13 protein-coding genes are annotated in these 15,354 nt (G+C 71.2%); all 13 read right to left on the reverse strand.

Features of this window, described 5'->3' with window-relative positions; translation table 11 throughout:
• Positions 1-3: 3 nt before the first annotated feature.
• Positions 4-1,422: a UDP-N-acetylmuramate--L-alanine ligase gene (gene murC, locus VHD82_RS14075; protein ID WP_325702433.1), complete on the reverse strand. Its 1,419-nt coding sequence runs from the start codon at positions 1,420-1,422 to the stop codon at positions 4-6.
• Entirely contained in the window at positions 1,419-2,519 is a 1,101-nt protein-coding gene (gene murG, locus VHD82_RS14080) for an undecaprenyldiphospho-muramoylpentapeptide beta-N-acetylglucosaminyltransferase (protein ID WP_325702437.1), read from the reverse strand. The genes murC and murG overlap by 4 nt, the downstream gene beginning before the upstream one ends.
• The gene (ftsW, locus tag VHD82_RS14085) at positions 2,516-3,949 is read right to left on the reverse strand and encodes a putative lipid II flippase FtsW (RefSeq protein ID WP_414637507.1); all 1,434 of its coding nucleotides are present in this window, start codon (positions 3,947-3,949) and stop codon (positions 2,516-2,518) included. The genes murG and ftsW overlap by 4 nt, the downstream gene beginning before the upstream one ends.
• Positions 3,936-5,321 carry a UDP-N-acetylmuramoyl-L-alanine--D-glutamate ligase gene (gene murD / locus VHD82_RS14090; protein WP_325702443.1) on the reverse strand — a complete coding sequence of 462 codons (1,386 nt, stop codon included), beginning with the start codon at positions 5,319-5,321 and terminating at the stop codon, positions 3,936-3,938. Before murD ends, ftsW begins: the two co-directional genes overlap by 14 nt.
• Before the next feature lie 3 nt (positions 5,322-5,324).
• Positions 5,325-6,404, reverse strand: a complete 1,080-nt coding sequence (gene mraY / locus VHD82_RS14095) for a phospho-N-acetylmuramoyl-pentapeptide-transferase (RefSeq protein WP_325702446.1) — start codon at positions 6,402-6,404, stop codon at positions 5,325-5,327.
• Complete coding sequence (locus VHD82_RS14100; protein ID WP_325702449.1) at positions 6,401-7,861, reverse strand: UDP-N-acetylmuramoyl-tripeptide--D-alanyl-D-alanine ligase; 1,461 nt, start codon at positions 7,859-7,861, stop codon at positions 6,401-6,403. Before VHD82_RS14100 ends, mraY begins: the two co-directional genes overlap by 4 nt.
• The gene (locus VHD82_RS14105; RefSeq protein WP_325702627.1) at positions 7,858-9,399 is read right to left on the reverse strand and encodes a UDP-N-acetylmuramoyl-L-alanyl-D-glutamate--2,6-diaminopimelate ligase; all 1,542 of its coding nucleotides are present in this window, start codon (positions 9,397-9,399) and stop codon (positions 7,858-7,860) included. Before VHD82_RS14105 ends, VHD82_RS14100 begins: the two co-directional genes overlap by 4 nt.
• Before the next feature lie 121 nt (positions 9,400-9,520).
• Entirely contained in the window at positions 9,521-11,419 is a 1,899-nt protein-coding gene (locus VHD82_RS14110) for a penicillin-binding protein 2 (protein ID WP_325702452.1), read from the reverse strand.
• On the reverse strand, positions 11,420-12,100 hold the full coding sequence (locus VHD82_RS14115; RefSeq protein WP_325702455.1) for a hypothetical protein: 681 nt from the start codon (positions 12,098-12,100) through the stop codon (positions 11,420-11,422).
• Between the two features lie 91 nt (positions 12,101-12,191).
• On the reverse strand, positions 12,192-13,142 hold the full coding sequence (gene rsmH, locus VHD82_RS14120) for a 16S rRNA (cytosine(1402)-N(4))-methyltransferase RsmH (RefSeq protein WP_325702458.1): 951 nt from the start codon (positions 13,140-13,142) through the stop codon (positions 12,192-12,194).
• Between the two features lie 190 nt (positions 13,143-13,332).
• Positions 13,333-13,764, reverse strand: a complete 432-nt coding sequence (mraZ, locus tag VHD82_RS14125) for a division/cell wall cluster transcriptional repressor MraZ (RefSeq protein ID WP_144754478.1) — start codon at positions 13,762-13,764, stop codon at positions 13,333-13,335.
• A gap of 298 nt (positions 13,765-14,062) precedes the next feature.
• Complete coding sequence (locus tag VHD82_RS14130) at positions 14,063-14,797, reverse strand: ESX secretion-associated protein EspG (protein WP_325702469.1); 735 nt, start codon at positions 14,795-14,797, stop codon at positions 14,063-14,065.
• Positions 14,794-15,348: a PE-PGRS family protein gene (locus VHD82_RS14135; RefSeq protein WP_325702472.1), complete on the reverse strand. Its 555-nt coding sequence runs from the start codon at positions 15,346-15,348 to the stop codon at positions 14,794-14,796. Before VHD82_RS14135 ends, VHD82_RS14130 begins: the two co-directional genes overlap by 4 nt.
• Positions 15,349-15,354 lie beyond the last annotated feature (6 nt).

Raw genomic sequence — 15,354 nt, forward strand, 5'->3', positions numbered from 1 at the left:
CCCTCAACCGAGGCGCTCCGCGCCGCTGTCCCGATCCAACCCGGTACGCCGATCCAGCTCGGCGAGGATCTCCGGGCCGAGCTGCGTCACGTCCCCGGCGCCCATCGTGACCACCAGGTCGCCCGGCTTCGCCAGGTCCACCGCCAGCCCGACGACGCGGTCGAACGCGGGCTCGTAGTGCACCCCCGCGCCCTCGATCCGCTCCGCGATCAGCGCGCCGGAAACACCGGGCTGCGGTTCCTCCCGCGCGCCGTACACGTCGAGCAGGATCACCTCGTCCGCGAGCCCGAGAGCCTGCGCGAACTCCGTGGCGAAAGTCCTGGTGCGCGAGTAAAGATGCGGCTGGAACACCACGATGACGCGCCCGCCGCCGGCCGCGTGCCGCACGGCGCGCAGCTGCGCGGCGACCTCGGTGGGGTGGTGGGCGTAGTCGTCGTACACGCGGACATCGCCGGCGCGGCCCTTGAACTCGAACCGCCGGCGCACCCCGCCGAACGCGGCCAGCCCCTCGGCGAGCCCGTCGAGCGGGGCGCCGAGTTCGAGACCGGCCAGCAGCGCGGCCACCGCGTTGAGCGCCATGTGTTCACCGGGCACCGCAACGTGGAGGTCGATTTCCTTACCGGCCAAGGAAATCCGGACCACACCACCGGTCTCGCCCGGCCGGTAGTCCAGCACCCGCACATCGTCGGCGCCGGTCACGGTGCGGCCGTAGCGGCGCACCCGCACGCCCTCGGCCCGGTCCGCGAGCGCGTTCGCGGACTCGTCGTCCCCGCAGACGATCAGCAGCCCGCCGGGCTGGATCCGTTCGACGAACCGCGTGAACACCGCCTTGTAGGCCTCGGCGGTGCCGTGGTGGTCCAGGTGGTCGGGCTCCACATTGGTCACCACCGCCACCGACGGCGAGTACGTCAGGAACGAACCGTCGCTTTCGTCGGCCTCGGCGACGAACATGCCGCCCTCGCCGTGGTGCGCGTTCGCGCCGGACTCGTTGAGGTCACCGCCGATCGCGAACGACGGGTCCAGCCGGCAGTGCTGCAACGCGACGGTGAGCATCGAAGTGGTGGACGTCTTGCCGTGCGTGCCCGCGATGCAGGCGACGCGGTGGCCCTCCATCAGCAACGCCAGCGCCTGCGCCCTGTGCAGCACCGGAATCCCGCGCTCACGCGCCGCGGCGTACTCCGGGTTGGTGTCCTTGATCGCGGTGGACACCACGACCGCCGACGGGTTCTCCAGGTTCTCGGCGCGCTGCCCGATCTCGATCCGCGCTCCCTGGGCCCGCAGCGTCAGGAAAGTCCGCGAGTCCTTGGCGTCGGAGCCGGACACCGATGCCCCGCGGGCGAGCAGGATGCGCGCTATACCGCTCATCCCGGCGCCGCCGATACCGATCAGGTGCGCGCGGCTCAGCTGCTCCGGAACGCTCATTTCGCCGCCTCCAGAACGATCTTCGCCAGCACTTCGTCGGCTTCGCGATGGCCGAGACCGACCGCGGCCGCGCTCATCTTCGCCACCCGGCCGGCGTCGGTCACGAGCGGGATCACCAGCTCGCTCACCTTCGCCGCGGTCAGCTCCGCGTCGTCCACCAGCAGCGCCGCACCGGCGTCGACCGCCGGGCGCGCGTTGGTCGCCTGCTCGCCGTTTCCGTGCGGCAGCGGGATGAACACCGCGGGCAGCCCGACCGCGGACACCTCCGCGACCGTCATCGCCCCGGAGCGGCACAGCACCGCGTCGGCGGCCGCGTACGCGAGGTCCATCCGGTCCAGGTACGGCACCGGCACGTACGCCGGGCGGCCCGGGAACTCCTGCACCACCAGGGTGTGCTTCGGGCCGTGCGCGTGCAGCACCCCGACCCCGGCATCGGCGAATTCCTTGGCCGCGCCGGAAACCGCGGTGTTGATCGAGCGGGCGCCCTGCGAACCGCCGAACACCAGCAGCGTCGGGGCGTCCGGGTCGAGGTCGAAGAACTTGCGGGCCTCCGCGCGCAGCGCGGCCCTGTCCAGCGAGGTGATCGACCGGCGCAGCGGGATGCCCACCACTTCGGCGTTCGGCAGCGGCGTGTTCGGCACCGCCACCGCGACCCGTTTGGCGAACCGCGCGCCGACCCGGTTGGCCAGGCCGGGCGACTGGTTCGCCTCGTGCACCACGATCGGCACCCGGCCGCGCGCGGCGAGGTACACCGGCAGCGAGACGTACCCGCCGAACCCGACGACCACGTCCGCGCCGACCCTGTCCAGCACTTCGCGGGCCTTCTTGACCGAGTCGCGGACCTTCAGCGGCAGCCGGAACAGCTCGGCCGTGGGCTTGCGCGGCAGCGGCACCGGCGGGATCAGCTCGAGCGGATAGCCACGGGCCGGGACCAGCTCGTTCTCCAGCCCGCGCGGGGTGCCCAGCGCGACGACGGTGGCGTCGGGGCGCAGCCGCATGACCGCGTCCGCGAGCGCCAGCGCGGGCTCGATGTGTCCGGCGGTGCCGCCGCCCGCCACCACGACGGTGGGGGCTGCCGGGGTAACGGCTTTGCTCACGTGGTTCCTCTTCGGCTCGAACGTCTACCGTAGTCAGGCGCCGCGCGCCGCCGCTCCGCCGACTGGCCGGAACGGGCGCCGCGTGCGGACGGCCTGTCCCGCCGCGGTGTCCCCGAACGGCCGCTCCCCCGCCTTCGCGTCGGCGGGCGGTAGACCTCGGGCGCGGGCAACCGCAGCAGGCGCCCGAATTTACCCGGTCCCTGTGAACGCAGTGCCGACACCGACTCCGGCTCGTGCCGGGCCGCGTTCGCCAGCACGCCCATCAGGAACATCGTCACCCACAGCGAGGTGCCACCCGCGGAGATCAACGGCAGCGTCACGCCGGTGACCGGCAGCAGGCCGACCACATAACCGATGTTGATCCCGGCCTGGGACACGGTGAACACCGTGAGTGTGCCCGCGACGATCCGGATCCACGGGTCGAGGTTGCGGGTCGCGATGCGCAGGCCGACGATCGCCAGCCCGACGAACAGGCTGATCACCACTATGCAGCCGATGAAACCCAGTTCCTCGCCGATCACGGCGAAGATGAAGTCGTTCTGCACGTTGGGCAGGTACGCCCACTTCGACGGCCCCTGGCCCAGCCCCTTGCCGAACAGCCCACCGTCGGCCAGCGCGTACTTCGCCTGCAGCGCCTGGTAACCGGCGCTGCTGGAGTCCGCGCCCGGCGAGAGGAACGACAGCACCCGCGAGGCCCGGTACGACGCCGTCAGCGCCAGCACGACGACACCCGCGAGACCGCCGCCGAGCAACACCGCGAACAGCCGTTTCGGCGCGCCCGCGAACCACAGCAGCGACAGCAGCACCACACCGAGGGTGATCGTGCCCGACAGGTTGGGCTGCGCCATCACCAGCGCGAACATCAGCAGCGCCACCGGCACCACCGGGACCAGCATGTGCCGCCACTGGTGCAGCACGTTGTACTTGGTCACCAGCACGTGCGCGCCCCACAGCGCGAGCGCGACCTTGGTGAACTCCACCGGCTGCACCGAGAACGAGCCGATCACGAACCAGCGCTGCGCGCCGCCGCCCGCCGAACCGAGCGGCGTGAGCACCAGCGCCAGCATCAGCAGGCAGATCAGCACCGCCATCGAGGACAGCGCCCGGGTGCGCTTGAGCGGCAGCCGCAGCCCGATCCAGAACACCACCGTGCCGGTGAGCACGAAAACGAGGTGTTTCTTGAACTGGCTGTACACCCCGGCGCCGGTGGCCGGGTCCACAGAGGACACCGACGAAGCCGACAGCACCATGACGATCCCGATGCAGGTGAGCACGCCGGTCAGCGCCAGCACCAGGTGGAAATCCGCCAGCGGCCGCGAAAGCCAGGCCGTCAGCGTCGTGTAGACGCCGCCCAGCTTGCGCTCGGACTGGTCCCGCTTGCGGCGCTGCCTGCGCTCTCCTGCCTCGGGCCGTTCCTCAACCGCGGTCACTCGCGCCATCCGGGAGGTTTCTCACCGCGTCGGCGAAGGCCTCGCCTCGATGGGCGTAGTCGCGGAACATGTCCATCGACGCCGCGGCGGGGGCCAGCAGCACGACATCACCTGGACGTGCCACTACCCGGGCCGCCTCAACCGCGCTAGACATGGGCTCATCGTCACCCGGGGGCACCCGATGGACGGGGACATTCGGCGCGTGTCGCGCGAGAGCGGCCGCGATCACCTCGGAATCGGCGCCCAGCAGCACCGCCGCACGCAGGCGGGATGCCACGGCGGCGACCAGTTCGTCCACCGAAGCGCCCTTGAGCAATCCGCCCGCGATCCACACGACCGTGTGATGGGCCAGCAGCGAGCCGGCGGCCGCGTGCGGGTTGGTGGCCTTGGAGTCGTTGATGTAGCGGACCCCGGCGACCTCGGCCACCTCCACCGCGCGGTGCGCGCCGGGCCGGAACTCGCGCAGCCCCTTGGCCACGGCCTCGGTGGACACGCCGTACGCGCGGGCCAGCGAAGCGGCGGCGAGCGCGTTGGCGAGGTTGTGCGGGCCGGCGGGCCGCACGTCGGCGACCGCGCATAGCTCCTCGGCGTTGTGTGCCGGGTCGGCCACGAAAGCGCGGTCGATCAACAGGTCTTCCACCAGGCCCAGCTCGCCGGGACGCGGGGTGTCGAGGCGGAACGCGACCTGCCGGGCGTTGCCGTGTTCCGCGGCGAGCCGCGACGACCACGCGTCTTCGGCGTTGCGCACCACGGTGGCGGAATGCTTGTGGATCTTGCCCTTGTCGGCGGCGTAGGCCGCCAGTGAGCCGTGCCAGTCCAGGTGGTCCTCGGCGACGTTGAGCACCACCGACGCGTGCGGAGCGAGCGTGCTCGACCAGTGCAGCTGGAAGCTCGACAGCTCCACGGCCAGCGCCTCGTAGCCGCCGCGCACGGCGTCGAGCACGGAGAACCCGATGTTGCCGCAGGCGATCGCGTTGACCCCGCCCGCGCGCAGCATCGACTCCAGCATCCCGACCGTGGTGGTTTTGCCGTTGGTGCCGGTCACGGCGAGCCATTTCGGCGGTTCGTCCATGGTCTGCCCGAGCCGCCACGCCAGCTCGACGTCACCGATCACCTCGACGCCCGCCGCGGCGGCGGCCACCAGCAGAGGCGACGACGGCCGCCAGCCGGGGCTCGTCACCACCAGGCCGACGCCTTCGGGCGGTTCCGCCAGCCCGGGCACCAGCTCCGCGCCGAGGCCCTCGAGTTCTGCCAGCCGGGCGGCGTTCCCGTCGGTGACGGTGACCCGTGCGCCCAGCTCCAGCAGCGCCGGCACCGCGGACTTCCCGGTGACCCCGGCACCGGCGACCAGGACGTGACGTCCGGCGAACACCTCTCAGCCCCCCGCGCCCAGCTGCTCGCTGTAGAACAGGCCGAGGCCGAACATGCAGCAGATGGCGGCCAGCAGCCAGAATCTGATGATCACCGTGGTTTCCGCCCACCCGGCGAGCTCGAAATGATGGTGGAACGGCGCCATCCGGAACAGTCTTCGGCGCGTCGTGCGGAAGACCGCGATCTGCAGCACCACCGAGATCATCTCGACCATGAACAGCCCGCCGATCACGATGGCGAGCAGTTCGGTGCGGGTGCAGATGGACAGTCCGGCGACCAGCCCGCCGAGCGCGAGCGAACCGGTGTCGCCCATGAAGATCTTGGCCGGCGCGGCGTTCCACCACAGGAACCCGCAACAGGCGCCGGTGGCGGCGGCCGCGACCACCGCCAGGTCCAGCGGATCCCGCACGTCGTAGCAAGCGGCCTGCGGGGTGACCGAGCAGGCGAGCCTGGCCTGCCAGAACGCGATCACCACGTAGGTGGCCAGCACCATCGCCGAGGTGCCGCCCGCCAGCCCGTCCAGCCCGTCGGTGAAGTTCACGGCGTTGGACCAGCCGGAGATCACCACGTAGCAGAACAGCACGAACAGCACCGACGGGAACGTGATCAGCGCCAGGTCACGCACGTAGGAGAGGTTGAGCGACGCGGGGGTGAGCCCGAACCGGTCCGCGAAGTTCAGCGCCAGCACGCCGAACGCGACCGCGACCACCAGCTGCCCGACCAGTTTCGCGGTCTTGTTCAGCCCGAGGTTGCGCTGCTTGCGGATCTTGATGAAGTCGTCGAGGAACCCCACCACACCGAGCCCGACGGACAGGAACAGCACCAGCATCCCGGACACCGAGGGCCCGTCCTTGCCGGAGCCGATCCAGTTCACCAGGTGCGCGGCGAAGTAGCCGACGACCATCGCGACGATGATCGCGACACCACCCATCGTGGGGGTGCCGCGTTTGGACTTGTGGCCTGCCGGCCCCTCCTCGCGGATCTCCTGGCCGAAACCCTGCCGCGAGAACACCCGGATCAGGTACGGGGTCAGCAGGATGGAGACCAGGAGACCAATCGCGGCCGCGATCAGAATGCTGATCACGCAACACCTTCCTCAAGCAGCGCGTCGGCCACCCGCCACAGCTCGGCGACCTTGGAAGCCTTGACCAGCACGATGTCCCCGGGGCTCAACTCCTCGCGCAGCAGTGCCACCGCGGCGTCGGTGTCGGGCACCAGGACCGACTCGTCGCCCCAGGAGCCCTCGTGGCTGGCGCCCTGGTGCATGGCGGCGGCCGCTTCTCCCACCACCACGAGCCGGTTGATGTTGAGCCGGACCGCCAGGCGGCCGATCTCGTCGTGCGCCGACACGCTATCGGGCCCGAGTTCACCCATTTCACCGAGTACCGCCCAAGATCGTCGCGAGCGGCCGGCGGACGCCAGAGTCTTGAGCGCGGCGCGGACGGACTCGGGGTTGGCGTTGTAGGAGTCGTTGAGCACGGTGACCCCGTCCGCGCGGGTGGTGACCTCCATCCGCCGGGCGGAACGCCGCTGCACACCGGACAGCCGTGCCGCGACTTCGTCCACAGTGGACCCGAGTTCGAGCGCGACCGCGGCGGCCGAAAGCGCGTTGCCCACATGGTGTTCCCCGTAGAGCGGCAGCGTCACCGGAGCCGCGCCCTGCGCCGTCACGAGCCGGAAGGACGCACGCGCGTTCTCGTCGAGGGTGATGTCCTCCGCGCGCACCTGCGCCTGCGGATGCTCGCCGACGCCGACGATGCGCGCCCTGGTACGGCTCGCCATCGCCGACACCAGCGGGTCGTCCAGGTTCAGCACGGCGAGCCCGTCGGCGGGCAGGGCCTCCACGAGCTCGCCCTTGGTCTTGGCGATGCCTTCGCGGGACCCGAACTCGCCCACGTGCGCGCTGCCGACGTTGAGCACCACCCCGACCTTCGGTGGGGCGATCGTGGCCAGTTCGGCGATGTGCCCCGGCCCGCGCGCGGACATCTCCAGCACGAGGTGGCGGGTGGTCTCGTCGGCCCGCAGCGCCGTCCACGGATGGCCCAGCTCGTTGTTGAACGAACCGGGCGGCGCCACCGTCGGGCCCAGCGGTTCCAGCAGCTGCGCGATCAGGTCCTTGGTCGAGGTCTTGCCGGAGGAACCGGTGACCCCGACGACCGTCAGCCCGCCCTCGGTGAGCACGTCGACCACGTACCGCGCCAGCTTCCCCAGCGCGGCCAGCACGGCGGCGCCGGAACCGTCGGAATCCCCGGTCAGCGCGACCGAGCCGGTGTGGGCCTTGCCCGGCGGCAGCGGCGGCACGATCACCGACGGCGCGTCCACTGCACGGGCCGCCAGCACACCGGCGGCCCCGGCCTCGACAGCGCCGGCGGCGAAGTCGTGCCCGTCGACGCGTTCGCCGGGCAGGGCGAGGAACAGGCCGCCGGGTGTGAGCTTGCGCGAGTCGAACTCGACGCTCCCGGTGACCATCGGTCGCCCGTCGGTCGCGTGCAGCCTGCCGCCGACGATGCCGGCGATCTCCGCCAGGGTGAGCGAGATCAAGCGGATACTCCTGGTTGTCCCTCGAGCCGGTGGCGGATGGCGGCCGCCAGCTCGTCACGGTCGGAGAAGGGGTGCACCACCCCGGCCAGCTCCTGGCCGGTCTCGTGCCCCTTCCCCGCGATCAGCACCACGTCCCCGGGCCGGGCCAGCTCGACGGCCTTCTCGATGGCCGCGCGCCGGTCCCCGATCTCGAGCACCTTGCCCTGGGCACGCGCGGCGCGCGCCCCGGTCAGCATCGCCGCCCGGATCAGCGCCGGGTCCTCCGAACGCGGGTTGTCGTCGGTCACGATCAGCACCTCGCTGCGCCGTGCCGCGGCCTCGCCCATCATCGGGCGTTTGCCGGTGTCGCGGTCTCCGCCGCAGCCCAGCACGGTGATCACGCGGCCGTCGGCGCGGGCGCGCAGTGCGTCCAGCGCCTCGGCTACGGCCGCCGGTTTGTGCGCGTAGTCCACCACAGCCGTGAACTCCTGGCCGAGATAGACACGCTCCATCCGGCCGGGAACCTCGACCGACGCGAGCCCGCGCACGATGTCGTCCAGCGGAACGCCGGTGGTGTCGAGGATCGCGGCGGCCAGCAGCGCGTTGACGACGTTGAAGGTGCCCGGCAGCGGCAGCGTGGCGCGCGCGGTCTTCCCGTCCGGCCCGTGCAGGGTGAACGACTGCTCGCCGGTGGCGTCGCCCGCCAGCTCGCCCGCCGTCCACTGCGCGTCGGTGCCCGGCTCGGTGGAGACGGTGATCGTGTGCGGGGTGATCAGGGCCTGGCCCCAGGCGCTGTCGACCACCACGATCTCGGTGGTCGAGCGGCCGTCGAACAGCAGCGACTTGGCGGCGAAGTACTCCTCCATGTCGCGGTGGAAATCCAAGTGGTCCTGGGAGAGGTTGGTGAAGGCCCCGACGGTGAACCGGGTGCCGTTGACCCGGCCGAGCGCGAGCGCGTGGCTGGAGACCTCCATCGGCACGTGTGTGACGCCCTGCTCCACCATCACCGCCAACAGCGCCTGCAGATCCGGCGCCTCGGGCGTGGTGAACGCGCTCGCCAGCCGCTCCCCCGCGATCCGGGTCTCGATGGTGCCGATCAGCCCGGTGGTGCGGCCGGCGGCCCGCAGCCCGGACTCCACGAGGTACGAGGTGGTCGTCTTGCCCGCGGTGCCCGTCACGCCGAGCACCGCCAGGTTCAGCGAAGGTTCCCCGTAGATCCAGGCGGCGACCGAACCCAGCGCCGCGCGCGGATCGCTGTGCACCATGACCGGCACGGGCGCGTCGCGCAGCGCGGGCCGTGCGGCACCGGCTTCGTCGGTCAGGATCGCCGCCGCGCCCGCGGCGAGCGCGTCCGCGGCGAAGTCCGCGCCGTGCACCCGCGCGCCCGGCAGCGCGGCGAACAGGTCGCCGGGAAGCACGTGCTGCGCCCGCAGCGTCGCACCGGTCACCGTCGTGTCGTAGGCCTCGGCGATGAGGCGCGCGTCCGCACGGGCGGCCAGTGTGGTGAGCGGGACCGGCTCGATGCGCTGCGGCCTTGGCGGGGCGACCACGGCTTTCACCGGGGCGTCCGGGACCTGCCCGCGCGTAGCGTCGGGCCCGTCGTTGTTGACAGACACAGCTGGGAAGGTTACCCACGCCACGCCGCGCTCCCTCACGGCCCTGTCCGCCGTGAGGGAGGGGTCACGGGATCACGAGCGGCACGACCGGAGAAGCCGTCTGTGACAACGGAATCTGGTAGCGCTGAGCCAGGTAGGACGCCACGGTGTGAAACAGCGGCGCCGCGGAATGCCCTGCGGGCAAGGTGGTGTCCGGCGCGTCGAGCCGGATGCCCACGACGAACCGCGGGTTGTCCGCGGGCAGGATCCCGGCGAAGGTGATGTTGTACAGGGAATCGCTGTACGCCCCGGTCGCCGGGTTCACCTGCTGGCCGGTGCCGGTCTTGCCGGAGATCTGGTACCCCTCGACCGCCGCCGTCGGCGCTGTGCCACTGTTGCCGTTCTTGCCGTTCTGCGTCACCGCGCGCAGCATGTCCCGCACCGTCGTGGCGGTCTGCGGGCTGACCACCTGCGTGGTCTGCGGCGCCGGTTCGGGCACCACGGTGCCGTCCGGTTTCACCTCGTCCTTGACGATGCGCGGCTGCACGCGCAGCCCGTTGTTCGCGATCGCCTGGTACATCCCGGCCATCTGCACCACGGTCATGGAAAGCCCTTGCCCGATCGGCAGGTTGCCGAACGTGGTGCCGGTCCAGGTGCCGCGCGCGGGCACGTAGCCGCGGCTCTCGCCGGGCAGGCCGAGCCCGGTGCTCTGCCCGATGCCGAACTTCTTGAGGTAGTCCAGGTACTTGTCCGGGCCGACCTTCTGCGCCAGCAACAGGGTCCCGATATTGGAGGACTTCGCGAAGATCCCGGTGGTGGTGTAGTTGACCGTGCCGTGCGTCCACGCGTCGTGCACCGTGTGGTCGGCCACCTTCAGCGTCCCCGGCACCACGTTGACCGCGTCCGGCGTGGTGACCCCGCTGTCGATCGCCGCCGTCGCGGTCACGATCTTGTTCACCGAACCGGGTTCGTACGGGGTGGTCACGGCCTGGTCGTTCATCAGGTCCGCGGTGTAGGTGGACGGATCGTTCGGGTTGAACGTGCGGTCGTCGGCCAGCGCGTAGATCTCGCCGGTCTTCGCGTCCATGACCACCGCGCTGCCGCCCTTGGCGTGCGATTGGGCGACATAGTCGGAAAGCTGGCTCTGCAGCGCGTACTGCACGTCGGAGTCGATCGTCAGCTCGAGGTTGTTGCCCGGGGTCGCCGGCTGCACGTCGCGCTCGGTGCCGGGGATGACGACGCTGTCGCTGCCCTCGGGGGTGTCGGCCACCAGCTTCCCCGGCGTACCGGCGAGATCGGCGTCCCGGGTCAGCTCCAGTCCGTCGATGCCGTGCAGGTTGTGCTTGGAGACGTCCGGATCGTCCATCCGCCAGTTCGCCAGTCCGACCACATTGGACGCCAGATCGTCACCCGGGTACTCCCGTGCCGACCGCGTCTCGCTGCCGATCTCCGGGAACTCCTTGACGATCTCGTCGGCGACCGAGGGCTCCACCCCGTCCACGAGGTAGGTGAAGTCCTGGTTCTTGTGGAAGTCCGCGAGCAGTTCGGTCTCGGTGGTCTTGCCCGGCAGCTTCGCCGCCATGAACTTCGCCGCGGCCGCCGCGCGGGTCTCGAAGTTCTGGCCCAGTGTCGGATGTTTGACCGCGTAGTCGGCCCAGCTGCGGCGCATCAGCTTGAGGTTCACCGACAGCGCACGGGTTTCCACGCTGAAAGCCAGCTGCACGCCGTTGCGGTCCACGATGGCCCCGCGCTGCGCGGGGATGGTGATCGTGGTGGTGCGCTGGCTCTCGGCCTTCGCGGACAGGGCTTCCGCCTGGAAACCCTGCACCTGCACCAGCCTGAGCCCGGCCACGACGAGCACGGCGACCAGGATCACCCGGACCGCCACGTACCGTCCCTTGCCGGTGGCGACGGTGGGCCTGCCCGCCACCTGACGGACGCGCGCCGTGTACGTCCTCCGGCGCTGCTCGCCGCGGCCTGCCATCTACTGACCTCCTGGTTGGTTCGCCGCCTCCTGCTGGTCACCCTGCGCCACGTCGCCCTCGATCGGCGCGGTACCGCCGGTCTGGGTCGTGCCGGTGTCGGCGGGCGGCGGCGTGTTCTGCGTGGACGGAGCGGGCGGGGGCGCGGCGCCCACCGCCTTGGCCGGCTTGCCGACGACGGTGATCGAGCCGTCCGCGTTCTGCACCAGGTGCGCCGGGTCGCCCGCGGGCACCATGCCGAGCGCCTTGGCGCGCGCGGCCAGCGACGAGGCCGATTCGGCCTTCGTCACGCCCTGCTGCAACTGCTCGGACTGCTCGGCGAGGTTCGCGTTCTCCTGCCGGATCTGCTCCAGCCGGTAGGAATCCGCGATCGCCTGGGTGGACAGCAGCAGCGTGGTGATCACGCCGACCGCGAGCAAGGTCATCACGATCAGCACGAACGAAGCGCGGGTTTTGGGCCAGCGCAACGAAAACTTGCGGTTGGTGTGCTGCTTGTGCGGCTCGCGCCGCTGCACGTCGGCGCGCTGCGCGCGACGCGCGTACGCACGTTCGGCCGCGGTGCTACGCGGCTGTCCGGTGCCACGCGCCGGCCGCTCGACGCGGGGAGTTTCCTTGGGCTGCCCCGCACGGCGCCGCGAAGGTTCGGAAGAGGATCGGCGCCGGGTCCGGGTCGGTGCGGTCATGCAAGCCTCCTTTGATCGGACGCGGCGAGCCGCGGCTGTGTCACGACGTCGGCTGGCATGGCGCTTGATGATTCGGACCTGCAAGCAGTCCTCATTTCGCTGCCTCCTTGATCCGTTCAGCCGCCCGCAACCGCACCGACGCGGCGCGCGGGTTGTGCTCGATCTCCGCTTCGCCGGCCTTCTCGGCCCCTCGGGTCAGCAACTTCAGCTCCGGCCCGTGCCCGGGCAGCTCCACCGGCAATCCCGGCGGGGTGCGGGACTTCGCCAGTTCCGCGATGGCCTGCTTGACGATCCGGTCCTCCAGCGACTGGTACGCCTCCACGACGATCCGGCCGCCGACACTCAGCGCCGCGAGCGCCGACGGGATGGCCGAGCGCAGCACGTCCAGCTCACCGTTGACCTCGATCCGCAACGCCTGGAACGTGCGCTTGGCCGGATGCCCGCCGGTGCGCCTGCTCGCCGCGGGCACGGCGTCGTACAGCAGCTTCACCAGCCGTTCACTGCGGTCGAACGGCGCCCGCGCGCGCTCGGCCACGACGGCCTTCACGATGCGCTGGGCGAAGCGTTCTTCGCCGTACTCCCGCAAAATCCGGACCAGTTCGCCCGGCGGGTAGGTGTTGAGCACGTCGGCCGCGGTGATCCCGGCCGTCGGGTCCATCCGCATGTCCAGCGGCGCGTCCTTGGCGTAGGCGAACCCGCGGTCGGCGACGTCCAGCTGCATCGAGGAAACCCCGAGGTCGAACAGCACACCATCCACAGTGGACAGACCGAGCTCGTCGAGCACCACGGGCAGCTGGTCGTACACCGCATGTACGAACCGCACCCGGTCACCGTGCTTCGCCAGCCGGGCCCGGGATTTCTCCAGTGCGCTGGGGTCGCGATCGAGCGCGATCAGCTCCAGCCGCGGGAACTCGGAAAGCAGTGCGTCGGAATGGCCACCGAGGCCGACGGTCGCGTCCACGACCACGGCGGGGCGATCCGCGAGTGCTGGGGTGAACAGTTCGAGCACGCGCCCGAGGAGCACCGGAACGTGCTCTGCCATGCCACCCCCTTGTACGTGTGTGCCCGGATGCCGTCAGGTCCCCGCCCGCCCGCTGCGAACCTGGTGCCGGGGAAGGTGCACCAGGGCCACTGAGCGGACAGAGGCCTCACGAAATCCGGGGTCCAGCCACACCAACTCACCGGCCGAACCCGCGCCCCCCGACGGCGTGGGTGCGGCCACTGCCGCCCGTCTAGAAGACGCCCGGCAGGACCTCCTCCTGAGCCTTCGCGTAGCTGTCTTCGTGCTCCTCCAGGTAGGTCTGCCACGCCTGCGCGTCCCAGATCTCCAGCCTGGTGATCGCACCGATCACCACGCACTCCTTGTTGAGCCCGGCATAGCGCCGGAGCTCGGGCGCGATCGCGACGCGCCCCTGCCCGTCCGGGCGTTGCTCATCGGTTCCGGCGAACAGATACCGCTGGTAGGCCCGCACCGCTTCGTTCGTGAACGGTGCCTCGGCCACCTTGCGGGCCATCTGCTCGAACTCGGCACGTGGAAAGACGTAAAGACAGTGGTCCTGTCCCTTGGTGACCATCAGCCCACCTGCCAGCGCGTCCCGGAACTTCGCGGGCAGCGTGAGCCGCCCCTTGTCATCGAGTTTCGGGGTGTGGGTACCGAGGAACACCGGCCCCACCTCCCACGGGGCCTCCCTACTGCCCCACTGAGCACCACCGTACCCCACTTTTCACCACAGTCAACGGCACAAAAGTCCACTTCCGAGCGAACGTTGCGCTGTTTCCGCAGGTGAAAGCCGGTGGTGCCAGGTGGGGGAAAGGTGGGGGACCCGGCTCGCTCCTCCCCCGGCCCGGGGGTATCCGGCCCCGGAAACCGCACTCCGAGGGGCACGGACGGCCGCGACGGGGGCTGGGTGGGTGATCGTGGGCGGCGCGGTGGGGGTTGGTGGGGGAACGGGCGACGTGGGGTCAGCCGAGCAGGTCGGCGAGGCGAGCGGACAGGCGCGCCGAGTCGGCCGGGGCCAGGGTGACCCAGTCCTGACCTCCGCGGCCGGGCGCGACGGCACCGAAGTACGCGCCGGCGTCGGTGCGGAACCAGCTCACGCCACCGGCCCGCCGCAGCCTGCCACCTTCGCGCACCCGGACCGAGAACTGGCCGGCGCCGAGCACCGGCCGCGCCTGGATCGCCTGCACCTCACGGATCTGGGTCGCCCGCGTGCCCGTCCCGCCGTCGGTCACGGGATCGGCGGCCTCCCCGCGCAATGCCGACGCCGGCAGCGTGACCCCGAACCCCGGACCCGGTTCCAGCGGCGGCATCAGGTCCACGATCGCGGAGAAGATCTCGGTGTCCCGGATCGCGGACAGCCCGATGGTCCGGCTCGGCTGCGCGGCCAGCACCGCCCGCTTCCCGCCCGCGGCGGCGACCGCGCGCAGCGGTGCCTCGTCCGCCAGGTCGGTCAGCGCCTCGCATTCGACATACACCTCGGCCTCGGCCAGCACCGCCAGCCGCTCGGCCAGCGCCGGGTCCAGCCGCCCGCCGGGATACAGCCCGCGTTCGGCCAGATTCCCGTAGACCGCTTCGCGGATGTCGGCACGCTCGTGCTCGGTCACTCCGACGCTGCGCACGTCGAGCGGGGCGGGCAGGCCGGTGAACCCCAGGTCCTGCCAGAGGATGTCGAAGGCCGAAGCCGAAACCCGGATCAAGACAGTTCCGGCGGCGGGTCGAAGGAACGGCCCGGCACCGCGGCCCGCAGCGCGCCGTCCCGAGCGTTCATCACGTCGATCGCCTTGGCGCGTGCGGCTTCGGCTTCCTCCCGCTTGGCCGTCATCGCGTCGGACAGGCCGATCCGGTCGAGCACCGTACCGGCCGCCGCCTCGCGGATCATCGCCACCGGGTCGTAGGCCACCGGCGGCGGCATCTCGGCGCGCGCCCGCGCGGCTATCCCGGCCTGCTGGTTGACCGCGTCCGACAGCGCCAGCGACACCTCGGTGGCCTGCTCGGACCAGCCCGCGGCCTTGGCGAGCGTGGCGCGCACCGCGTCCCCCGCCGGGCCCTGCCACGATTCCCGGCTCCGCTCGGCGATCGTGCCAAGCGCCTGCATCGTCTCGCGCAGCTGCGCGCCCAGCCCGGCCCACTGCTGCCCGATCTGGCCGGCCGCCGACGGGTCGTTGCCGGCCGCGACCTCCGCCGCCATCGCTTCGTGGGAGTACGACTCGTACCGCCGCACCGGCTCCGGGACACGCTGTTCGGTCATCACTTC

Source organism: Amycolatopsis sp., from assembly GCF_035546795.1.
Classification (GTDB): domain Bacteria; phylum Actinomycetota; class Actinomycetes; order Mycobacteriales; family Pseudonocardiaceae; genus Amycolatopsis_E.

Excerpts from the sequence above, each read along its gene's own strand:
- murC (WP_325702433.1), bottom strand. The coding sequence starts at position 1,422 with ATGAGCGTTCCGGAGCAGCTGAGCCGCGCGCACCTGATCGGTATCGGC.
- VHD82_RS14110 (WP_325702452.1), bottom strand. The coding sequence starts at position 11,419 with ATGGCAGGCCGCGGCGAGCAGCGCCGGAGGACGTACACGGCGCGCGTC.
- VHD82_RS14115 (WP_325702455.1), bottom strand. The coding sequence starts at position 12,100 with ATGACCGCACCGACCCGGACCCGGCGCCGATCCTCTTCCGAACCTTCG.
- rsmH (WP_325702458.1), bottom strand. The coding sequence starts at position 13,142 with ATGGCAGAGCACGTTCCGGTGCTCCTCGGGCGCGTGCTCGAACTGTTC.
- VHD82_RS14135 (WP_325702472.1), bottom strand. The coding sequence starts at position 15,348 with ATGACCGAACAGCGTGTCCCGGAGCCGGTGCGGCGGTACGAGTCGTAC.